At 32.1% G+C, this 22,253-nt stretch carries 27 protein-coding genes and 1 riboswitch; of the genes, 17 read left to right on the top strand and 10 right to left on the bottom strand.

Annotation, left to right across the window (positions count from 1 at the left end; all coding sequences use genetic code 11):
* Positions 1-514: 514 nt before the first annotated feature.
* Entirely contained in the window at positions 515-697 is a 183-nt protein-coding gene (gene tsaT, locus SSP_RS09455) for a type II toxin-antitoxin system toxin TsaT (RefSeq protein WP_011303557.1), read from the bottom strand.
* 255 nt (positions 698-952) lie between these two features.
* Between tsaT and SSP_RS09450 the strand changes: the two genes are divergently transcribed.
* The 3 genes from SSP_RS09450 to SSP_RS09440 all read left to right on the top strand — a co-directional run bounded on the left by SSP_RS09450 (position 953) and on the right by SSP_RS09440 (position 2,309).
* The gene (locus SSP_RS09450; protein ID WP_011303556.1) at positions 953-1,450 is read left to right on the top strand and encodes a hypothetical protein; all 498 of its coding nucleotides are present in this window, start codon (positions 953-955) and stop codon (positions 1,448-1,450) included.
* A 68-nt stretch (positions 1,451-1,518) separates the two neighbouring features.
* Positions 1,519-1,725, top strand: coding sequence for a TM2 domain-containing protein (locus tag SSP_RS09445; RefSeq protein WP_002483856.1), 207 nt, complete (start codon positions 1,519-1,521; stop codon positions 1,723-1,725).
* A 368-nt stretch (positions 1,726-2,093) separates the two neighbouring features.
* Positions 2,094-2,309 carry a YozE family protein gene (locus SSP_RS09440; protein ID WP_011303555.1) on the top strand — a complete coding sequence of 72 codons (216 nt, stop codon included), beginning with the start codon at positions 2,094-2,096 and terminating at the stop codon, positions 2,307-2,309.
* A gap of 12 nt (positions 2,310-2,321) precedes the next feature.
* Here the strand turns inward: SSP_RS09440 and SSP_RS09435 are convergent, their stop codons facing one another.
* From SSP_RS09435 to SSP_RS09415, 5 genes are all read right to left on the bottom strand, one after another.
* On the bottom strand, positions 2,322-2,558 hold the full coding sequence (locus SSP_RS09435) for a hypothetical protein (RefSeq protein ID WP_011303554.1): 237 nt from the start codon (positions 2,556-2,558) through the stop codon (positions 2,322-2,324).
* Between the two features lie 540 nt (positions 2,559-3,098).
* Positions 3,099-4,394, bottom strand: a complete 1,296-nt coding sequence (locus tag SSP_RS09430) for a CitMHS family transporter (protein ID WP_011303553.1) — start codon at positions 4,392-4,394, stop codon at positions 3,099-3,101.
* A gap of 184 nt (positions 4,395-4,578) precedes the next feature.
* The gene (locus SSP_RS09425) at positions 4,579-4,845 is read right to left on the bottom strand and encodes a hypothetical protein (protein ID WP_011303552.1); all 267 of its coding nucleotides are present in this window, start codon (positions 4,843-4,845) and stop codon (positions 4,579-4,581) included.
* 231 nt (positions 4,846-5,076) lie between these two features.
* Complete coding sequence (locus SSP_RS09420) at positions 5,077-5,613, bottom strand: GNAT family N-acetyltransferase (RefSeq protein ID WP_002483853.1); 537 nt, start codon at positions 5,611-5,613, stop codon at positions 5,077-5,079.
* A 476-nt stretch (positions 5,614-6,089) separates the two neighbouring features.
* Positions 6,090-6,515: an organic hydroperoxide resistance protein gene (locus SSP_RS09415; RefSeq protein ID WP_011303551.1), complete on the bottom strand. Its 426-nt coding sequence runs from the start codon at positions 6,513-6,515 to the stop codon at positions 6,090-6,092.
* Between the two features lie 158 nt (positions 6,516-6,673).
* Here SSP_RS09415 and aroD point away from each other — a divergent pair, with 158 nt between their 5' ends.
* Positions 6,674-7,393, top strand: coding sequence for a type I 3-dehydroquinate dehydratase (gene aroD, locus SSP_RS09410; protein ID WP_011303550.1), 720 nt, complete (start codon positions 6,674-6,676; stop codon positions 7,391-7,393).
* Between the two features lie 66 nt (positions 7,394-7,459).
* On the top strand, positions 7,460-7,999 hold the full coding sequence (locus SSP_RS09405; protein ID WP_002483850.1) for a nitroreductase family protein: 540 nt from the start codon (positions 7,460-7,462) through the stop codon (positions 7,997-7,999).
* Positions 8,000-8,098: 99 nt separating this feature from the next.
* Here the strand turns inward: SSP_RS09405 and SSP_RS09400 are convergent, their stop codons facing one another.
* Positions 8,099-8,419: a thioredoxin family protein gene (locus tag SSP_RS09400; RefSeq protein WP_011303549.1), complete on the bottom strand. Its 321-nt coding sequence runs from the start codon at positions 8,417-8,419 to the stop codon at positions 8,099-8,101.
* A 142-nt stretch (positions 8,420-8,561) separates the two neighbouring features.
* On the opposite strand from SSP_RS09400, the gene SSP_RS09395 reads away from it, so the two are divergent.
* The 7 genes from SSP_RS09395 (at position 8,562) to SSP_RS09365 (ending at position 13,229) form a co-directional block, all read left to right on the top strand.
* Positions 8,562-8,918: an arsenate reductase family protein gene (locus SSP_RS09395; RefSeq protein ID WP_011303548.1), complete on the top strand. Its 357-nt coding sequence runs from the start codon at positions 8,562-8,564 to the stop codon at positions 8,916-8,918.
* A gap of 172 nt (positions 8,919-9,090) precedes the next feature.
* Entirely contained in the window at positions 9,091-9,471 is a 381-nt protein-coding gene (gene gcvH, locus SSP_RS09390) for a glycine cleavage system protein GcvH (RefSeq protein ID WP_011303547.1), read from the top strand.
* 265 nt (positions 9,472-9,736) lie between these two features.
* Positions 9,737-10,129 (top strand): toprim domain-containing protein, encoded by a 393-nt coding sequence (locus SSP_RS09385; RefSeq protein ID WP_011303546.1) that lies wholly within the window; start codon positions 9,737-9,739, stop codon positions 10,127-10,129.
* Entirely contained in the window at positions 10,126-10,425 is a 300-nt protein-coding gene (locus SSP_RS09380; RefSeq protein WP_011303545.1) for a thioredoxin family protein, read from the top strand. Before SSP_RS09385 ends, SSP_RS09380 begins: the two co-directional genes overlap by 4 nt.
* Positions 10,426-10,479: 54 nt before the next feature.
* Positions 10,480-10,587, top strand: a riboswitch (SAM riboswitch).
* A gap of 89 nt (positions 10,588-10,676) precedes the next feature.
* Positions 10,677-11,702 carry a methionine ABC transporter ATP-binding protein gene (locus SSP_RS09375; protein WP_011303544.1) on the top strand — a complete coding sequence of 342 codons (1,026 nt, stop codon included), beginning with the start codon at positions 10,677-10,679 and terminating at the stop codon, positions 11,700-11,702.
* Positions 11,695-12,390 (top strand): methionine ABC transporter permease, encoded by a 696-nt coding sequence (locus SSP_RS09370; protein ID WP_041784826.1) that lies wholly within the window; start codon positions 11,695-11,697, stop codon positions 12,388-12,390. The genes SSP_RS09375 and SSP_RS09370 overlap by 8 nt, the downstream gene beginning before the upstream one ends.
* 23 nt (positions 12,391-12,413) lie before the next feature.
* A complete protein-coding gene (locus SSP_RS09365; RefSeq protein WP_011303542.1) occupies positions 12,414-13,229 on the top strand; it encodes a MetQ/NlpA family ABC transporter substrate-binding protein in 816 nt (271 codons plus the stop codon).
* A 368-nt stretch (positions 13,230-13,597) separates the two neighbouring features.
* Here the strand turns inward: SSP_RS09365 and SSP_RS09360 are convergent, their stop codons facing one another.
* From SSP_RS09360 to SSP_RS09350, 3 genes are all read right to left on the bottom strand, one after another.
* Positions 13,598-14,020, bottom strand: coding sequence for a hypothetical protein (locus SSP_RS09360; RefSeq protein WP_051488179.1), 423 nt, complete (start codon positions 14,018-14,020; stop codon positions 13,598-13,600).
* Positions 14,021-14,153: 133 nt separating this feature from the next.
* On the bottom strand, positions 14,154-15,176 hold the full coding sequence (locus tag SSP_RS09355; RefSeq protein ID WP_002483840.1) for a hemolysin family protein: 1,023 nt from the start codon (positions 15,174-15,176) through the stop codon (positions 14,154-14,156).
* A 145-nt stretch (positions 15,177-15,321) separates the two neighbouring features.
* Complete coding sequence (locus SSP_RS09350) at positions 15,322-16,167, bottom strand: DUF368 domain-containing protein (RefSeq protein WP_011303541.1); 846 nt, start codon at positions 16,165-16,167, stop codon at positions 15,322-15,324.
* A gap of 353 nt (positions 16,168-16,520) precedes the next feature.
* Here SSP_RS09350 and sufC point away from each other — a divergent pair, with 353 nt between their 5' ends.
* The 5 genes from sufC to sufB all read left to right on the top strand — a co-directional run bounded on the left by sufC (position 16,521) and on the right by sufB (position 22,115).
* A complete protein-coding gene (gene sufC, locus SSP_RS09345) occupies positions 16,521-17,282 on the top strand; it encodes a Fe-S cluster assembly ATPase SufC (RefSeq protein ID WP_002483838.1) in 762 nt (253 codons plus the stop codon).
* A 101-nt stretch (positions 17,283-17,383) separates the two neighbouring features.
* Complete coding sequence (sufD, locus tag SSP_RS09340; protein ID WP_011303540.1) at positions 17,384-18,691, top strand: Fe-S cluster assembly protein SufD; 1,308 nt, start codon at positions 17,384-17,386, stop codon at positions 18,689-18,691.
* A 158-nt stretch (positions 18,692-18,849) separates the two neighbouring features.
* Entirely contained in the window at positions 18,850-20,088 is a 1,239-nt protein-coding gene (locus SSP_RS09335; RefSeq protein WP_037538939.1) for a cysteine desulfurase, read from the top strand.
* Complete coding sequence (gene sufU / locus SSP_RS09330; RefSeq protein ID WP_011303539.1) at positions 20,078-20,527, top strand: Fe-S cluster assembly sulfur transfer protein SufU; 450 nt, start codon at positions 20,078-20,080, stop codon at positions 20,525-20,527. The genes SSP_RS09335 and sufU overlap by 11 nt, the downstream gene beginning before the upstream one ends.
* A 190-nt stretch (positions 20,528-20,717) precedes the next feature.
* Positions 20,718-22,115, top strand: a complete 1,398-nt coding sequence (gene sufB, locus SSP_RS09325) for a Fe-S cluster assembly protein SufB (protein WP_002483834.1) — start codon at positions 20,718-20,720, stop codon at positions 22,113-22,115.
* Positions 22,116-22,253: the final 138 nt, after the last annotated feature.

Raw genomic sequence — 22,253 nt, 5'->3', positions numbered from 1 at the left:
ATGTATCAATGAATATACAATTTCAAGAGATTTACAATAGCGCAGTTAAATTGAATTTTTAAGGGAATAACATAGTGATAATAAAAATCATTAGAGGTGATGTTATGAATTTTCTTATTATTGTAATACTTAGCCTCATTTTTGCATTTTTAGCAACGATGCCATTCTTATTTATTAATACCAGGTTGCATGAAAATACTAATCACTCAAAAGATGAGGTTCAACATGAGAGGGTGCGAGCAGTTAAACGCTTTGTTTACTTTTTTATTTTAGCAATAGTGATTTTGTTAATTTACACTTTTTTAACTGATTAAAGATTAAAATATAGGATGAACGTATGAATTATAGCTGGATGCTTAAGTTAAACTAGCAAAAGTCATGCTATAGAAAGTATATTTTTAAATAATTTAACTATGCTAGATTATAAAAAAGCCCTGCAAAGTCGTTTTCATTTAGTAAATGTCTACTTTGAAGGGCGCATCCGTATTAAATTAGAGATTCTTTGGTACAATATTTAACTAAATATGAGTGCAAATAGGATACCTACAACACCAAAAATAAGCAACATTACTGTAACGCCTAGTAATGATTCTTTTGCTTGTTCAGAACCTCTTAATTTGTATGTGATAAGTGAAACGATACCACAAATTAAAAAGACAAGAGATAGCCAAAAAACAATCATGAAATGTAGATTCAAATCACTACACCTCCTTTAATATGTTTAAATGTTTATAGTGAGTTCAATAAAATTAAATCATTGAACAAGTTTTGTTATATCTCATAGCCTTATCATCTTATCACTAATTAACAAACAGCAATAGGGAAAATATTGAAATTACTGTTTTATATTTAAGTGTAAGCAGCGATAATACAAATTATAGTGAAGTTTGAAAAAAGGGAAAATAGGTAATTTAAAACTGTGACACGCTTTTATAGGGGGATATCGAATTCAATGGAAGATAATAATTTAAAACAATTGAAACAAAGCATCGAATCACTACAATCCAAAAATATTGATGAATATCAAGAATCATTCGAAAAAGTTGAATCTGAAATTGTACAACAAAAAGTTGAGGTAAGAAATTCATTAATGCCTGATAATAATCAAGAAGATGAACGAATTAAGGATATTGCAAATAAGCTAAACGAACATATTAAGACTGGCTTTAGTGAGTTTGAAAAGGTAGATGAAATTCTGAATTATTTAGAACCTGCTTTTCAAAGAGGGAAGGTAGATAAAGCATATGGACGTGCACTTGTACTTTTAGTAGAAAATACAATGATTGAACAAGTGAAAATACATTTTGAACATTCAAAAGATAATGCCAGATTAATGGATTTTATCTTAGATAAGTTAATAGAATTAAGTGCAGAAATCATGCCAGATAATTATACAGAAATTTTGAGATTAGAAAAAAGATTCTTTGAGTTACGATATAGTGAAAAGTAATATACTTTAAATTAAGTAGCTGATTAATGTATAATATGAGTAATATAATGAAGATAGGAGATAGAACGATGAATGAAGTAAATAAAGTAATTTACATTGTTTTAGCCGTTTTCTTGGGTAGTTTTGGCATTCACAAGTTTTACGCAAGAAAAACAGGTATGGGTATTCTTTTCCTAGTATTTTGTTGGACAGGGATTCCACAAATTTTAGCGATTATTGGCGCAATTTTAACATTATTCAAACCAGCAGATCAAAACGGTAATGTCTTAGTCTAAAACCAATACAATTTAGGCTGAGTAAAACGAAATGAAATTTAGTTTTTGGATACAAACAAACCCTACGCATATGAATGCGTAGGGTTTGTTTTGTTAATATATTAATATATGACAATAAAAAGTGGGCTGATACGGATATTTCACTCAGCTTTAAAATATATTGTTAGAGATTAACATATAATTAAAAAAAACTTTATAAAATTTACAATTCTTAATTAAATCTTGTGGCGACAGTAAACAATTAAAAAACTTTTAAATTTTAAAATGTATCGTAATAGACAAATAGTTATTATTTGTTATGATTAAATAAAGATTTGAAAACGATTAACAGTGTAACGAATAAAATAAAGATGGTCGAGGTAACGCTTATGACATTTTATGATTTTGTAATTGGTTTTATTGAAGACGATACACCTTTAGGGCAACTTGCACATAATATCATGGGAGATAAAAATTTCCCTAGAAATGAAACAAGTTCTATTAAGTTAAACTCGTATTTTTATAGTCATTATTTTGATCACGAAGTATTAGCATCCGCAAAAAGAGCATTGAGTTTATACCTTAATAATATTGAACTTAGATAATTAAAAAGAAGTTTACTTATCGTAATACCAATTTTGTTTTCTCAAAGCGTCTCTAATGTCTTGAGTTTTAAAATTTATTTCGTTATTTCTGATCGAGAAAGGTTCAATTATATTTTGAGCCATCCATGAGTTAATGAGTTCCTTAGGTAAACCATCTAGTTCCATATCACTTTTACTTACAACAAAGCATTCCCAATCAAGTGAAACTTTAGATGGATTAACGTAATTACATTCATTAAGTTGATTCATAAAAACACTCCTTAATATTGTAAATCCGACATTAACTTTTACCCATGTATGTTGAAAATGAAACGATATTCATAAAATAAATTATTATTATGTCATTTTTTTGAATCATTCATAAAGCATATATAAATTTGAAAGTATTTTATAGAATAGTGCTGTTGCGGTTTAAAGAAATATAAGCTTAAATATAACTAATTTTGTGAACTTATTATAAAAAAATGACCCGAAAAATTTCGACATCTTAATAGTTGTAATTCAAACTGTCGGCAAAGTCTTGGCTTTGTTGGCAGTTTTTTACGCACTCTTTCCGCAATCACTGTCTTAGTTTGTAGATTTCGGCTAGCGCTGTTTCCATAGAAATTGGTTCAAATGACTGCCAATGCAATATGAAAAATATGTCCTGCACGATCTACATATATGAATAAATATAAAAAATAGACAAATCTTCCACAAATTAATGTGGTAGATTTGTCTATATCCAAACCTACGCTATCATAATAGTCGTAGGTATTTAAAATCTATTTTTTTGCTACTGTGTATACTTTACCAAGGTATAATACCGAGGATACAGGCTACAATAATCATAAATAAACTGGAACCAATAGCCCATTTTATGACGATTCTTTGGTTTTGTCCGTATTCAATATCTAACATACCGACAAGTAAGTAACCTGCAGCATATAGTGGACTTAATACATGAAGCGGTTGTCCTAATACCGAAGCTCTTGCCATGTCAACTTTAGAGATACCAAATTGTTGCGCTGATTCAGCAAGTATTGGTAATACACCATAATAAAATGGATCATTTGCCATAAAGTAGGTGAATGGGCCACTAAGTATCGCAGTGATTAAAGCAAAATGGTTGCCCATTGCATCAGGAATAATGTGTACCAAGGCGTTAGCCATTTCATTGACCATCTTAGTACCATTCATTACACCAGTAAAGATACCAGAGGCAAATACTAAACTAATAACGGATAGTACATCGCCAGCGTGTTTTTTTACAACTGAATTTTGAATACTGAGATTTGGATAATTGAGTAAAATTGCAACGCCAAACCAAAGCATAAACATAACTGGGATAGGCATGATACCAATGACCAAACATACGATCAATGAAATGGTAAGCAAGGCATTTGGTATAAGCATTTTAGGTCTTTTAAGTAATGATTCTTCTTTTGTATCTGTAGGTTTAATATCATCTAAGTCAATATCTGTATAAGATGTGATATGTTTTTTGGCACGTTTACCTAATATGTATGCAACGCCAAAAGCGAAAACAATTCCGGCAATCATAGCAGGAATAATTGGTACAAATACTTCTTCAGTAGTGACTTGCAGTGAAGAAATTGCTCGTGCCGCCGGGCCACCCCAAGGTAACATATTCATAACACCTATGGATAGTAGTGCCAGCGTCGATAATGTATATAAACTCATGCCGATTTTTTTATAAAGTGGCATCATTGCAGTAACAGTGATAATGAAAGTCGTTGTCCCATCGCCATCTAATGCTACCATTGATGCTAAAATAACAGTACCAAAAGTGATTTTAACTGGGTCCCCTTTAACGACTTTTATAATTTGATTAATGACAGGTTCGAATAATCCCGCGTCGATCATCACACCAAAATAGAGTATTGCGAAAGTAAGCATAATCCCTGTTGGTGCAACGGTTTCAATACCATCTAGCATAAATTTACCGAGACCTGCGTAAAAACCACCAATTAATGCAAAAATTGTTGGTATAACAATTAACGCAGTTAAGGCTGACATTTTACGTGTCATAATTAATACCATGAATATAATAATCATGATAAAACCTAATATAGCTAAATTCATTTGTAATCCCCCCTATTTTTTTATATTATAGCGCTTTCAGAAGATTTGTAAAATTAAAATATGCAAAAAACTTTATATTAATTAATAGGGCATATAATTTGAAAATAAAAAAGCCTCTATAATTAACTAAATAACTTTAGAATTATAGAGGTTTAAATATTATATTGAATTGATATGTAAGAGATTAAGCTATAAATCCAGAAATATAAGCTGTCCATATTGGATAACTTAATAAAATAAATGAAAAAATAGATACGCATATTGCAAAAATGTTCGCAATACGATCGCCACGTAGACAAGCGTAAATGTTAATTAATAAGACACCTAAGATAAATAAGCCACCTGCTAAAATAGGTAGGTTACCTTCTAAAACTTTTCCAATTGCAAGTAAAGGTGTTGCTAACGTAATTAACGACAAGAATAGTGACAATAAGGTTGTAGCATATTTCAAAGTATTCAGTCCTCTCTTGTATTTTAAAATGATATCAATTTAAAAAAATTAAAACTGTTTTGTACTTAATTAAAAATAATATTTGCTTATGCGTAGGATTGCAAGTTATTTTAAAATATTAAGAGGTAGAATGATATATTCATGTTAAATGAAACACAGTCAATCATTAATACAAACGCTTTATTCACCAATATATGGCGTATTTTAATTAATAGGTATCAACGGTATGATTTATTCGAATAACTCGATATCTTGCTTGTTAAAGTAGTAAATGAGCCAATGTTCATCTACGTAATAGTCTTCATATTTTCTAGCGTGTTGTTCCAAAACCAGTGTCTCAAAATTGAGATTGCTGAAAAATACTTTGCCACTAATATTATTTGAAACAAGGGAAGTCATTAAAATCTCAATTTGTTTTTCATCACATATTTCGAAGACTTTACGCATTAACAAGTTTGATATAGATGCTCGTGCGTTGTGATTTTCACCTTTTACACACATGTTTTCCAATGTAGCTTTATGCGCTATACTATATCGATTTGTATGAATTAATGTGACAGCACCAATTAATTCCTCACCATCAAATGCACCGATAATATTGTAGTCCGTAGTCTCCGGTGATAGGATTCTAGAAATATTTGCCTCTTCAAGACATTTTTTATTTTGCAGTTTCCATGCCATAACCTCAAGTTTCTTATCAATACCTTGTAGTAAAAGCGCGTGATATATAGGAAGATCTTCAATTGTTAAATAACGAATATGAGTCATTTATTCCCTCCTTATCCAGAAAACTAAATTATTAAGTATAAGTACTGTAGTTAAGCGATTTATATATAATACTAAAGGAAAAAATTTATTTGAGCAATACTATATTTAATTTTTTGTAAAGATATGTATAAATTTAGAATTCAAGTTATAAAAAAATATATTTTTATAAAGTTTAAACCATTCCTTAATATAATTTTTAAGTAACGAAATTAAATAGGATAATTATGCTATAATATGGTGAGTTATATAAATGAAAGCGGAGGCATAAATTATGGGGGCTTTAGTAACAATCATAGTTTCTTTAATCGTGCTTATTCTTATTTCTTTTTCAATATTAATTGTATGTCTGTATAACCAATATAAAGACAATTAAAAGTATTTAAAACATGAGACTTCAAGAACAAGCAACAAGAACTGAATAGCAAAGAAAACCCCCGAAATTCAATTTAGAATTTCGGGGGAATTACATATTAATATTAATCTACAACTGCTACATTTAAGTCAACTTCTATATTACCACGTGTCGCTTTTGAATAAGGACAAAACTCATGCGCATCTTGTAAATATTTCTCTGCTTCTTCTTGAGATAATACGTTTTTAACTTTTGCATCAATAGAAACACTTAATTTAGGGCTCTCTGCTTCTGGATCATCTTCTAAACGAACAGTCAAAGTAACTTCTGGCTCAGCGCCTCTTACTTTATTTTGTTTTAAGATTAAATCGAAAGCACCATTAAAGCATGAAGCGTAACCTGCTGCGAACAATTGCTCTGGGTTCGTACCTTTTTCAGCATCGGCTTGAGCTGGTGGTACAATCGCTACATCAATTGCTTTATCATCAGTTTGAACGTGACCATTACGTCCACCTGTATTTGTTGCTTTTGTTTCATAATTTACTGCCATACTTATTACCTCCTAAAATTTTCATATTTATTCTTTACCCAACAAATAAAATTTAAATCATTCTAAGATATCAAGAAAATATAATTTAAGGATTATTTGTAATTTTTTTCGAAGTTGTTATACAATTATAAATATTATTAAAAAGAGGGCGTTTTTAAATGACTGAAGTAAAAGTTGCTGTAACCATTGCACCAGAACAAGAACTCTCACAATCAACGATAGATGATTTAATACAGTTTCAAGATTCAATTGATATTATTGAATTACGAATCGATCAATGGACAAATTTAAACGAAATTGCTATCGAAAAAGTTGTTGAAGATCTTCAAAGTTTAAAACTAAATAAAAAGCTATTAGTGACGTATCGAACTTCAAATCAAGGTGGTTTAGGTGATTTTGGGGAGGATGACTATATACAAATTCTAAGGAAAATTGCTAATTGCCAAAATATAGATATGTTAGATATAGAATTTGATCAAACCAGATCACTCAATATTTTACAAGAACTGATTGAACTAGCTCATAAAAATCAAGTTCAAGTCGTACTATCTCACCATAATTTTAAGGAAACACCAAAGCTTGAAGCGTTAAAGCATTTATTTTATAAAATGCAGCAGCTAGAGTCGGATTATATAAAAGTTGCTGTGATGCCTCATGGTAAACAGGATGTACTAAACCTATTGAATGCAATGTCTGATACTGCAGATGTTGTTTCGCAACATGTAGTGGGCATTGCCATGTCTAAGATTGGTTTAATATCAAGAACAGCACAGGGTGTATTTGGAGGGTCGATTTCATATGGCTGTTTAGACACACCCAAAGCACCGGGACAAATACATGTTTCCACGTTGAAAAAGCAACTTAGTATGTACGAGTAATTTGAAAATATATTGTACCTGTCTTATAATTGAAAATAGTTATCATTGACGAAAGGGCGATATATAATGGAACTACAAGAAGCAATTGCGAATCGTAGAAGTGTTAAAATTTTTAAAAGAGATATGACTATAGATGACGACGCTTTATACAAAGCAATCAAACAGGCTACAGATGCGCCTAACCATGGTCTAAGAGAACCTTGGAGAGTAGTTCATATTGCAAAAGATAGATTAGGAGATATGAGTAAACAATTATCAGAAATAGCATTTCCTAATTTACAGAAAAAACAGCAAAACCATTATGAAGTAGCCACACATTTAGGTGGTATGCTTGCTTTAATTGTCAAAGAAGATCCTAGACAAAAAGAAAACTTGGAAAATCATATGGCTTTTGGTGCATTTGCTCAAAATTTAATGCTGTTATTACACGAAGCAGGTATAGGTACATGTTGGAAATCACCTGCATATATTTTCACACCAGAAATTAGAGAACTCTTTGGGGTTAAAGATGATGAAAAATTAGTGGGCTTGTTATATTTAACAGATTTAGAAGACGAGTTACCTCATAGAGAGCGTCACTTTAATGAAATTATAGAAAAATTTTAATTGCTATAAGTACTGTGATGCATTGCATCATATTAAAAAGGAAGCTGAAACATAACTAAAGATGTTTCAGCTTCCTTTTAGTGTTTAAAAATTAAGTGATTATTTAAACGTTTCTTCTAAAAATGATTCAACTTGATCTGGTGATTTCGCATTAGCAGAATGTAGGTGTGCTAATTTTTCACCATTTTTGAATACGAGTAAACTAGGGATGCCCATAACGTCATTTTCTGCTGCAACATCTTCTAATTCATCACGGTTAACAGTGAACCAACCATAATCATTGTATTTTTCTTGAATTGGATCAATCCACATATCCATTGCTTTACAATCAGGGCACCAACCAGCTTCGAATTTTACAATCACTGGATTATCGCTTTGAATTGTTTCTTTAAATGCATCATTTGTGTTAATAGGTTTCATTGATTTTGCTCCTTTTTTTGATATTAGTAATACCATTATAACGGACGATTGTATGTTATAAAAAAAATCAGCTTATTAATTAGAGCGTTTTTGTAACAAATTTGATATATTAGTGATAACTAGTTATAGGAGGTACAGAATCATGATAAAATTTTACCAATATCCTAATTGTACAACTTGTAAAAAAGCAGCTAAATTTTTACAAGATTACGGTGTGAGTTTTGAACCCATAGATATCGTACAGCATACACCAACTAAAAATGAGTTTAAAGAAATACTAGAAGTAACTGATATCGATATTAATAAATTGTTCAATACGCATGGCGCTAAATATCGTGAATTAGGTTTAAAAGATAAACTTAAAGATTTAACAGATGATGAAAAGTTAGATTTATTATCTGCCAATGGCATGTTGGTTAAAAGACCGCTAGCGATTTCAGGTGACAAAGTAACTGTTGGATTTAAAGAAGACGAATATAAAGCAACTTGGTTGTCATAAAATAATAAAGGTGATTAAATTACGTTGGACTATTATTTTGACAAAATAATGAAAACGCTTTACCGGTGTTTTTCGAAAACATTATAATAATTTAAAGATGCCATTAAATAGTTGATTGTATGCTATTCATATGGCATCATTAATATGTAAAAACATTTAGGAGGGGATTCTCGTGGCAGTACCGAGTGAATTAAAATATTCTAAAGAACATGAGTGGGTAAAAGTTGAAGGTAATACAGTAACAATTGGTATCACTGAATATGCACAAGGTGAACTTGGCGATATCGTATTCGTTGAATTACCAGAAGTTGATGATGAAATTAATGAAGGCGACACGTTTGGTAGTGTTGAGTCCGTAAAAACAGTTTCAGAACTTTATGCGCCAGTATCAGGTAAAGTTTTAGAATCTAATGAAGAACTAGAAGACAGTCCAGAATTCGTAAATGAATCACCTTACGAAAAAGCTTGGATGGTAAAAGTTGAATTAAGTGACGAAAGTCAATTAGAGGAATTAATGTCAGCAGAACAATATTCTGAAATGATTGGTGAATAATATTACATAGAACTCCATGATATAACTATCTTGGAGTTTTTATTTTACCTTTTTTTATCTATATTCAAATGAGACTAATCAAAAAATTGTTAAGACTTTGTAAATGCAGACGTAGTCATTTGTTGTAGGTAAGTGTATTTAGCTGACAAAAATGGATTGCCATAATAAGATGAAATTAGAAAACTGTAAAGGATGTTTATGGTCACTCAGTATTGTGAAGAACTAAATAGAGAAATTTACTATCAACATTTAGAGGGTGGATGTCATGGCGATACTAAACCAAGTAATTATTGTAGAAGGAAAGTCAGACAAAAAGCGGGTAAAACAAGTAATCGATCAACCAATCGATATTATTTGTACTAATGGTACGATGGGTGTCGATAAAATTGATGAAATGATTGATACATTATACGATAAACAAGTGTATATACTTGTCGATGCCGATGATGAAGGTGAAAAAATTCGAAAATGGTTTAAACGATATTTAAGTGAAAGTAGACATATAAGAATAGATAAACAATATTGTGAGGTTGCACGTTGTCCTAAACGATATTTATCCAGAGTGCTTGAAAAGCATGGGTTTACGGTAAAGGATGAAGAAAAAGTAGCTAAAGCGAAATTGGATTATATAGCTGAAAGGGTAAGTTTATTAACATGAAGGTAACAAATCAACAACGCGTCAATATAGATGAACATATAAATCAGGAAAAATATCTTATATTTGGATACACACCGACATGTGGTACCTGTAAAGTTTCTGAAAGAATGTTAGACATTGCTAATGAAATATTAAAATTACCAATTACTAAAATCGATTTGAATTTTCATCCAGATTTTAGTCAGGAACATGAAATACAATCTGTACCTGTGTTGATGTTGATGTCAAAAGGTGAAGAGCAAAAAAGAATTTACGCATTTCAATCCGTCCCTAATTTGTTAGAAAATTTAAAATAATTATTGACGAATCATTAGTGCGATGGTAGGATTAAAAATAATTAAATAACGAAACTCTTATCACGAGAGGTGGAGGGATGTGCCCTTTGAAGCCCGGCAACCGTCTGTAACAGAAATGGTGCCAATTCACATAAAGTTCATAGAAACTTTAGAAGATGAGAGAAGCAAACGTTGCTTTCTCTATTCTTCAATGAACATAGGGAAAGCATTTTTTATTTAATTGAAACAAAGCAATACGAGGAGGCAACAGAATGATTGAGTTAAATCAAATAGTCAAAAGGTACAAAACGAAAAAACAGGACGTACTTGCTGTAGATCATGTTGATTTAAGTATTCAATCAGGCTCAATTTTTGGTGTTGTTGGTTTTTCAGGTGCGGGGAAAAGTACATTAATAAGACTTTTAAATCATCTTGAGCAACCAACATCAGGAGACGTTATTATAGATGGTGACACTATAGGTAAGCTATCAAAATCGGACTTAAGAAAAAAACGTCAAAAAGTGAGTATGATTTTTCAACATTTCAATTTATTATGGTCACGTACTGTATTAAACAATATTACATTCCCATTAGAAATCGCAGGGATTTCACGACAAGAAGCCAAGCAACGTGCGCTTGAGTTAGTGGAATTGGTCGGATTGAAAGGGAGAGAAGATGCTTATCCTTCAGAATTATCAGGTGGGCAAAAACAACGTGTGGGTATTGCGAGAGCATTAGCTAACGAACCATCTGTATTATTATGTGATGAAGCGACAAGTGCATTAGATCCACAGACAACAGATGAAATCTTAGAACTATTATTGAAAATAAAAGAAGAAAGAAACTTAACCATCGTTATTATTACACATGAAATGCATGTCATTAGACGTATTTGCGATGAAGTTGCAGTAATGGAAAATGGTAAAGTGATAGAACAAGGCAAAGTTTCAAGTGTATTCGAAAATCCACAACACGATGTGACAAAACGCTTTGTGAAGGATGACTTAAATGATGACTTCGACGAATCAATTAGTGAACTCGTGTCACTTAATGAAAATGATTACGTTGTGCGTTTGAATTTTACTGGGAACAACGCAACGGAACCATTAGTGTCATACATAACGAAGACACACAATTTAGATGTCAATATTTTGGAAGCTAATATTAAACATACAAAAGACGGTTCTATCGGATTTTTAATCATACAATTTGCCGTTGCAAATTCAGAAAAATTTGAAAAATTCAAAAATGATTTAGAGGCACAACATGTATCTGTGGAGGTGGTTAAACATGGGTAATTCATTAAGCGATATCCTCCGAGAAATGTTTACAATGCCAAACGTAAGCTGGGAAGAAGTTTGGGTTGCAACATATGAAACCATCTATATGACGGTAATAGCAACAATATTTGCATTTGTTTTAGGAATTATTTTAGGTGTCTTGCTCTTTTTATCAGCTAAAAGTAAGTCACCAGTCGCTAGAGTATTTTATAGCATTGTTTCATTCATTGTGAATTTATTCAGAGCGATTCCGTTTATCATTTTAATCTTATTGTTAATTCCATTTACAAGTTTAGTATTAGGCACAATCAGTGGTCCTACAGGTGCATTGCCAGCATTAATCATCAGTGCAGCACCATTCTATGCAAGATTAGTGGAAATCGCATTTAAAGAAATTGATAAAGGTGTAATCGAATCGGCTTGGTCAATGGGAGCGAGTACTTGGACTGTAGTGAGAAAAGTACTTTTACCAGAAGCAATGCCAGCATTAGTATCTGGCATCACAGTGACAGCCATCGCATTAGTTGGTTCTACAGCAGTTGCAGGTGTCATCGGTGCAGGTGGTTTAGGTAACTTAGCTTATTTAACAGGATTCACACGTAATCAAAATGATGTCATATTTGTTTCAACTATTTTAATACTTATTATTGTGTTCATTATTCAATTTATTGGTGATTGGGCAACAAATAAAATTGATAAAAGATAAATTCATAAAGGGGAGATTTTTATATGAAAAAGTTATTAAGTTTAGCTTCGGTCGTTGTGCTTGCGCTTGTTCTAGCTGCATGTGGTAACGGTGGTGGCGGTAAAGATAAGACGATTACTGTTGGTGCTTCACCAGCGCCACACGCTGAAATTCTTGAAAAAGCAAAACCGTTATTAAAAGATAAAGGTTATGATTTAAAGATTAAAACAATCAATGATTATACAACACCTAATAAATTATTAGATAAAGGAGAAATTGACGCAAATTTCTTCCAACATACACCTTACTTAAACACTGAGAAAAAAGATAAAGGCTATAAGATTGAATCTGCAGGTAATGTTCATTTAGAACCTATGGCCGTATATTCTAAAAAATATAAAAGTTTAAAAGATTTACCTAAAGGTGCTACTGTCTATGTTTCAAATAATCCTGCTGAAGAAGGTCGTTTCTTAAAATTCTTCCAAGACGCTGGACTTATTAAAATTAAAAAAGGTGTTAAAATTGAAGATGCTAAATTTGATGATATTGTAGAAAATAAAAAAGATATCAAATTTAACAATAAACAATCAGCAGAATATTTACCAAAAATTTATCAAAAGGAAGATGCAGATGCCGTCATCATTAACTCTAACTTTGCCATTGATCAAAAATTAAGCCCTAAAGATGATTCTATTGTCTTAGAAAAAGCGAAAGATAATCCATATGCAAACCTAATTGCAGTTAAAGATGGACATAAAGACGATAAAAAAATCAAAGCTTTAATGGATGTATTACAATCTAAAGAAATTAAAGATTACATCAACGATCATTACGATGGTGCGGTTGTACCAGCAAAATAATATTGAATTAATTAACAAACCCTTTAACTCCAATAGTTAAAGGGTTGTTTTTGTGTCTAGGATATTGTAAAAGGGCATTATTTAAAACTACAACTACAAAGTAAAAGACGAGTGTTAGTTATTTTTTACGTTCCACACGTAAACAAAGCATAGTTACTATACGCTTGTTTTTCGTTATTATTACTAAACGCGCTATAGTTTGAAGTATTTGTGATATAGAAAAGCTCAAATGAATGGCTAAATTTAATTTTAATGTCTTTCAAAAAATTTGATATTTGGAAACTAATATTAAATTTTGCTCTGTAATGTTCATTAATTTCTAAAATTTAAATACCAATTAAAAACACTTTAGTTTTTCAATTTTTAAATCAAATTAACCATTGGAAACTTTGTATAATGTCTTTACTTAAATTAAATGAGTTCGGTTGATGCTTTAATCGTTTTTTATATAATTTGCCTGCATCTTCTTCTTTGATTAGGATGTCCATACCAGCTTTTGTTACTAAAATGGAAGAAAATTGAATAATAAGTATGTCGGAATCTAAATAAATAATACGCCACTTGCTAGAGAAACATCGTAACAATCCTTTGCCTGTCCAAGTAAATTGATCGTCCTTTAATTTATCGTAACCTAAGATAGATTTTGTTTTGTATTTTGTTTGATACTGTACTTTGTCTAGCAATATTAATGGTTCCTTTTCTATTATTGAATAAGAGATAGAAGGATTTGCTTTTTTGCCAGAAGTCCACATATTAAACGTTGACGCAATAATCTTCCATTTACCAGGCAAATGTTTAATGTATTGAATATTGATCGCTCCTCTGCATAAGTTATTTTGTTATATAGAATTAAATTTACAAAAAAGCGCAATAGGTCACGTCTTATGATATGTGCCTATTGCGCCTATGTTTTATTATTTTATGTTAATCGTGTTCATCTTTAATATCGCCGACGATATTTTCTAAAATGTTTTCCATTGTAATGATACCTATAGCTTGTTGATTTTCATCTTCAACAAGGGCGATATGAATTTGTTGCGATTTCATTTGTTCAAGTACCTGATGATATTTTGTAGTCAATTTAATTTTAAGGATATCGTGTGTGATTTCCTGAACTGAAGTGACACTGTCATTTAATAAATCTTTTGAATGAATGTAGCCAACAATGTTCGTTGGATTATCTTTGATTACCGGAAATCTAGTATAGTTTGCATTGTTTACATAAGATTTTGTTTCATTTATATCGCTATTTATATCGATAACAGAAACTTTTTCTAAAGGTAGATAACCGTCTTTTATTTTCATTTCATCAAAAGCGAAAGCACGATTAATATGAGTTAATTCGTTTTCAGAGATTTCTCCACCTTCGTGACTTTCTTTAATTAATAGCTTTAACTCTTCTTCTGAATGATACAATTCACTTTCTTTAGCAGGTTGCATGCCGAACATTTTTAAAATTAAACGCGCCGAACCATTAAGGATATATATAAATGGATAAAATATTTTGTAAAACATAATGATTGGTTTGGCAATGATTAATGTGATTTGTTCAGCTTTTTGAATTGCAATGGTCTTAGGTGCCATTTCTCCAACAACAACGTGTAAGTAAGTCGCAATAACAAAAGCACTGATTAAGGTGAATATATGGATCATTGTTTCAGAAAGTCCAATACTACTAAATAAGGGATGTAATAAAAATTCGAAAGTGGATTCACCGACCATACCTATTCCTAGAGCGGTAATTGTGATACCTAATTGACAAGCAGCTAGGTATTCATCTAAATGCGTTACGACTTTTTTAGCGGCAATCGCATTTTTATTATTTCCACTAGCAAGTGAATTGATACGAGATGAACGTACTTTGACGATTGCGAATTCTGTCGCAACGAAGAATGCAGTTAATGCAAGTAATACTATAAATGTGATTAAACTAATAAGGGTTCCCAAAAATTAATTAATTCCTCCATTGATTTGTTATTCAATCTATACCGATTGATATTCTATTATATAAAAATTAAGAATTCATGGCTAGTGTAACGTATTACACTGAGTGATTTTTTTTGAAGTATGATTATAATTTAGGTTGAAACGGTTAATCGGCGGTCAACCTACCTAATCTATAACTGATCACAAAACCTAATAACAGCGTAACGATTGATACAATCCAAATCATTATTGTACTTGGTAAACCGGGGAATACAGCATATAGTGAACCAATTACAAATCCTATGATTAATGCGTATGTTAAATAAGTATAATAAGACAATAAATATTGGATTAATTTACTAGAACACAAGAATCCAAATAATACACCACAACCGACAGTGATTAAAATAGGTAAGGCTGCAAAGTTAAGTGAAACAAATTCAGAAATAGCATACATGATTGTACCGTAAACACCGAATACGAGTAACATAAATGATCCTGAAATGCCTGGTAATAACATCGCACTTGAAGCACATGCGCCAGCAATAAAATATTTTAATATAAGGCCTGTTGAAAGTGATAGTGTTTCTCCCGCATGCTTATCACCACTATTCATCACAGTCATCATTACTATGACGATAATGCCTACAACTAATAATAAATAATGCGGTGTTGTAAAAGTGTGTTTGAATCGAGAAGTTTTTAATAAATAGGGGATGATACCACCAATTAAACCTACAAAGAAGAACATTGTTGGAACAGTATGCGTACTAAGTAAATAGTTTATTAGTTTACTAAGTAAACCGATTGCAACTACCATGCCGATACCGATAGGCAGTAAAAACTTTAAACTTTCCCAAAAACGTTTTGAAAAAAGACCACTGATAGAACGTATGAAATCATCGTATATACCCAGTAAGAGCGCGATTGTACCACCACTAACACCAGGTACGAGATCTGTCGTCCCCATCGCAAAACCTTTCCAAAGATTTGACCATTTGATTTTTGACATATTCAATTCCTTTCTTAAATAAAATGTATTAATGATAATAGCATAATATGGCCTATTACAATAATGAAACACGTAAAATAAAAAGGATGTAAAAAATATATTTTTGATTATATTGCGAAAAATTACCATTGAGAACATGATATCGTTTTTTATCAGTTAAGAAATACTTACTATTATTATCGAAAATGATTGTGTTTTAATAACGATTTTAATTTAGCACTTGAAAAGGTTTATATTCACTTATAACTACGTTATAATGAGATGATGTAACAAGGGCTCAGTCTTTTGACTGTAGATTAAAATTATTATAAACTAGATAGGAAAACATATCATATAATACGGAGGGAATATGTATGCCATCAACATTAGAAATTAAAGACCTACATGTGTCTATAGAAGATAAAGAAATCTTAAAAGGTGTTAACTTAACAATTAACACTGGTGAAATACACGCAATTATGGGGCCAAATGGTACGGGTAAATCAACATTATCATCTGCAATCATGGGACACCCTAGCTTTGAAGTAACTCAAGGGGAAGTTATCTTAGATGGCGTCAACATCTTAGAATTAGAAGTTGACGAACGTGCGAAAGCAGGTCTTTTCTTAGCAATGCAATATCCATCAGAAATCACTGGTGTAACTAATGCAGATTTCATGCGTTCAGCAATTAATGCAAAGCGTGAAGAAGGCGAAGAAATTAACTTAATGCAATTCATTAAGAAACTTGATAAAGAAATGGACTATTTAGATATAGATCAAGATATGGCTCAACGTTATTTAAATGAAGGTTTCTCAGGCGGAGAGAAAAAACGTAATGAGATTTTACAATTAATGATGTTAGAACCTAAATTTGCTATTTTAGATGAAATTGACTCTGGTTTAGATATCGATGCGCTAAAAGTTGTTTCTAAAGGTATCAACCAAATGCGTGGTAAAGAGTTCGGTTCATTAATCATTACGCACTATCAACGTCTATTAAACTACATCACACCTGATCACGTTCATGTAATGTATGGTGGTAAAGTAGTTACTTCAGGCGGTCCTGAATTAGCGAAACGCCTTGAAGAAGAAGGTTACGAATGGGTTAAAGAAGAGTTCGGTGCTGCAGAATAAGTCTCAACTCATATTAAATATATTAATTTAGATGAAGATTTAAGGTCTTGATTTAAGCCGATGAATTAAATCATATAATCATCAAATGGGAGGAAAATAGTATGACGACTGAAACTTTGAACATTTCTGAAGCGCAACTTGTTGAGTATTCACAAGCCCATAATGAGCCAGCTTGGTTAACAGAATTACGTAAAGAAGCGTTGAAATTAACCGAAACTTTAGAAATGCCAAAACCAGATAAAACAAAAATTAATAGATGGGATTTTGACTCATTTAAACAACATGAAACGACAGGCGATGTATATCAATCATTAGAAGCATTGCCAGAAGCTGTTAAAGAGATTATTGATATTGAGAACTCAGAAAATTTAATTATCCAACATAATAATACACTTGCTTTTTCTAAAATTTCTGACTCTGCAAAAAATGACGGTGTCATTGTAGAAGGCTTAGCAGATGCGTTAGTAAATCACCCAGATTTAGTGAAACAATATTTCATGAAAGAAGCAGTAGTTGTAGATGAGCATAGATTGACTGCGTTACACACAGCGTTATTAAACGGTGGTATGTTTGTTTACGTACCTAAAAACGTTGTCGTGGAGCATCCTATTCAATATGTTGTGTTACATGATGACAACCAAGCAAGTTTTTACAATCATGTTATTATTGCTGCTGAAGAAAGTGCGGAAGTAACGTACGTAGAGAACTATTTATCAAATGCAGACGGTGAAGGCAATCAACTAAACATTATTTCAGAAGTAATTGCTGGTGCTAACTCAAAAATCACTTACGGATCAGTTGATTATTTAGATAAAGGCTTTACAGGTCATATCATTCGTCGTGGTACAGCAGATGCCGATGCGAAGATTAATTGGGCTTTAGGTCTAATGAATGAAGGTAGTCAAATTATTGATAATACAACTAACTTAATCGGTGATCGTTCTGAAAGTGAATTGAAGTCCGTGGTAGTTGGAACTGGAAGTCAAAAAATCAATTTAACTTCTAAAATTGTTCAGTATGGTAAAGAAACGATTGGTTATATTTTAAAACACGGTGTTATGCTTGAAAGTGCGTCAACTGTATTTAATGGTATTGGTTATATTAAACATGGTGGTACGAAATCAAATGCAAACCAAGAATCTCGTGTATTAATGCTATCTGAAAATGCTCGAGGAGATGCTAACCCAATCTTATTAATTGATGAAGATGATGTAGAGGCTGGACATGCAGCTTCTGTTGGTCGTGTAGATCCAGAACAACTTTATTACTTAATGAGTCGTGGTATTTCTCGTCAAGAAGCTGAACGTTTAGTTATTCACGGTTTCTTAGATCCAGTAGTACGTGAATTACCTATCGAAGATGTAAAACGCCAATTGCGTGAAGTAATTGAACTTAAAGTAAACAAATAATTAACAAAAATAAATGTAGTCAAGGACAGTAGTAATTAAATTGTGATGTCAAAATTTGAACGTATGTAAATGGTTATTAAATACGTTTTACAAGTTATGATTGAACCTTTACTAAGGTCTGATTATTGATTCTTAATTAAGGAAGGCCTGTGAATAATTTGACTGATACATTAAATGTTACTGAAATTATAAAAGATTTTCCGATTCTCAACCAACAAGTGAATGGAAAAAGATTAGCGTATTTAGATACAACGGCCACTAGCCAAACGCCTGTTCAAGTGATTGATGTTATGGCGGATTATTACAAACGTTATAACTCAAATGTGCATCGTGGTGTTCACACACTTGGTTCATTAGCAACAGATGGTTACGAGAGTGCACGTGAAACAGTCAGACGTTTCATTAATGCTAAATATTTTGAGGAAGTCATTTTTACAAGAGGTACAACGGCTTCTATTAATATTGTTGCACATAGTTATGGTGACGCACATGTTTCTGAAGGTGATGAGATTGTTGTTACTGAAATGGAACATCATGCAAATATTGTGCCGTGGCAACAATTAGCTAAACGTAAAAATGCACATTTGAAATTTATACCAATGACTGAAGATGGACAATTAGCGTTAGAAGATGTTAAGGCAACAATCAATGATAATACGAAAATTGTTGCGATTGCACATGTTTCTAATGTCTTAGGTACGATTAATGATATTAAAGCAATTACTGAAATCGCACACCAACACGGTGCAATTATCAGTGTTGATGGTGCACAAGCTGCGCCTCATATGGCACTAGATATGCAAGCGTTAGATGTCGATTTCTATAGCTTTAGTGGCCATAAAATGCTAGGGCCAACAGGTATTGGTGTTCTGTATGGTAAACGTACGCTACTTAATAAAATGGAGCCTACCGAATTCGGCGGTGACATGATAGATTTTGTAAGTAAGTACGATGCTTCATGGGCAGATTTACCGACTAAATTTGAAGCTGGTACACCATTAATTGCACAGGCAATTGGTTTGGCCGAAGCAATTAGATATTTACAAAATATTGGCTTCGAAGCGATTCATCAACATGAATCAGAATTAACTGCATACGCTTATGATAAAATGTCAGAAGTAGATGGTATTGAAATTTATGGACCTGCCAAAGACAAACGTGCAGGTGTCATTACTTTTAATATGGTTGATGTTCATGCACATGACGTTGCGACTGCAGTAGATACTGAAGGCGTAGCAGTAAGAGCAGGACATCATTGTGCACAACCACTTATGAAATGGTTAAACCAATCTTCTACAGCGCGTGCAAGTTTTTACATTTATAACACGAAAGAAGATATTGACCAATTCGTTGAAGCATTGAAACAAACGAAGGAGTTTTTCTCATATGAATTTTAATAATTTAAATCAGTTGTATCGTTCAGTTATAATGGATCATTATAAAAGTCCTAGAAATAAAGGCACTTTAGACAATGGTTCTATGACGGTAGACATGAACAATCCAACTTGTGGGGATCGCATTCATCTAACGTTTGATATCGAAGATGGTTTCATTAAAGATGCTAAATTTGATGGTGAAGGTTGTTCTATTTCTATGTCGAGCGCTTCTATGATGACAGAAGCGGTCAAAGGTCACACATTGGCTGACGCTATGAAAATGAGCCAAGAATTTTCAAAAATGATGCTTGGTGAAGAATATGAAATTAGCGAAGATATGGGCGACATTGAAGCGTTACAAGGTGTTGCGCAATTTCCAGCAAGAATTAAATGTGCCACATTAGCTTGGAAAGCACTTGAAAAGGGTACAGTTGAAAAGGAAGGCAATACAGAAGAGTAAAGATTCATTCGAATTGATACGTTGACATTGTGTAAAATTCCATTCAAACTGGAAAGAACAACAAGATAAATAAACGTGAATATGTATAGATAGAATAATAGTCTCTATGAGATAAAGTAAAAAAATGCAAATAACAGACAAATCAATTAGCACGTTAGTCGTTTTTTAATATATAAAAGGAGTGATTTAAATGGCTAAAAAAGCACCTGATGTTGGGAATTATCAATATGGTTTCCACGATGAAGATGTTTCCATTTTTAGATCAGAACGCGGTTTGACGGAAAATATTGTCCGTGAAATTTCAAATATGAAAGAAGAACCAGAATGGATGCTAAATTATAGATTGAAATCATTAAAACAATTTTATAAAATGCCTATGCCACAATGGGGTGGGGATTTATCAGAATTGGATTTTGATGATATCACTTACTATGTTAAGCCATCAGAGAACACTGAACGTTCTTGGGATGAAGTACCAGAAGAAATCAAACGTACATTTGATAAACTTGGTATTCCAGAAGCAGAGCAAAAATATCTTGCTGGTGTTTCAGCACAATATGAGTCAGAAGTTGTTTACCATAATATGGAAAAAGAACTTGAAGATAAAGGCATTATCTTTAAAGATACAGACAGTGCTTTAAGAGAAAACGAAGAGTTATTTAAGCAGTATTTCTCAACGGTTGTGCCAGCTGCAGATAACAAATTCTCAGCGTTAAACTCAGCTGTATGGTCAGGTGGTTCATTCATCTACGTACCTAAAAATATTAAATTAGATACACCATTACAAGCTTATTTCCGTATTAACTCAGAAAATATGGGACAATTCGAACGTACTTTAATCATTGCAGATGAAGGTGCTTCAGTGAACTATGTTGAAGGTTGTACTGCCCCTGTTTACTCAACAAGCTCATTACACTCAGCTGTTGTTGAAATTATTGTTCATAAAGATGCACACGTGCGTTATACAACAATCCAAAACTGGGCAAACAATGTTTATAACTTAGTAACGAAACGTACATTAGTATACGAAAATGGTAACATGGAATGGGTTGATGGTAACTTAGGTTCTAAATTAACTATGAAATATCCAAACTGTGTACTAATGGGTGAAGGCGCTAAAGGTAGCACATTATCGATTGCATTTGCTGGTAAAGGACAAGTTCAAGATGCAGGCGCTAAAATGATTCATAAAGCACCTAATACATCTTCAACGATTGTCTCTAAATCTATTTCTAAAGATGGCGGTAAAGTTGTTTATCGTGGTATCGTTCATTTTGGTCGTAAAGCGAAAGGTGCACGTTCAAACATCGAATGTGATACTTTAATTTTAGATAATGAGTCAACTTCAGATACAATTCCTTATAATGAAGTATTCAATGATAATATTTCTTTAGAGCATGAAGCGAAAGTTTCAAAAGTTTCTGAAGAACAATTATTCTACTTGATGAGTCGTGGTATTTCTGAAGAAGAAGCTACAGAAATGATCGTAATGGGCTTCATTGAACCATTCACGAAAGAACTTCCAATGGAATATGCTGTTGAAATGAACCGTTTAATTAAATTCGAAATGGAAGGAAGTATTGGTTAAGATTTTCTAATCTCTAACTTTCTTTTATAAAATAATAAAACACGAGTAATACCTATGGTTAAAGTGTGCATCAAGTGATACTTTAACTATAGTGTATACTCGTGTTTTTTTGATATGATTTCAGTGTAAACATACAGG

This window comes from Staphylococcus saprophyticus subsp. saprophyticus ATCC 15305 = NCTC 7292 (genome assembly GCF_000010125.1).
In the GTDB taxonomy this organism is placed as follows: Bacteria; Bacillota; Bacilli; order Staphylococcales; family Staphylococcaceae; genus Staphylococcus; species Staphylococcus saprophyticus.
This window is presented reverse-complemented; position numbering and strand designations above follow the sequence as displayed.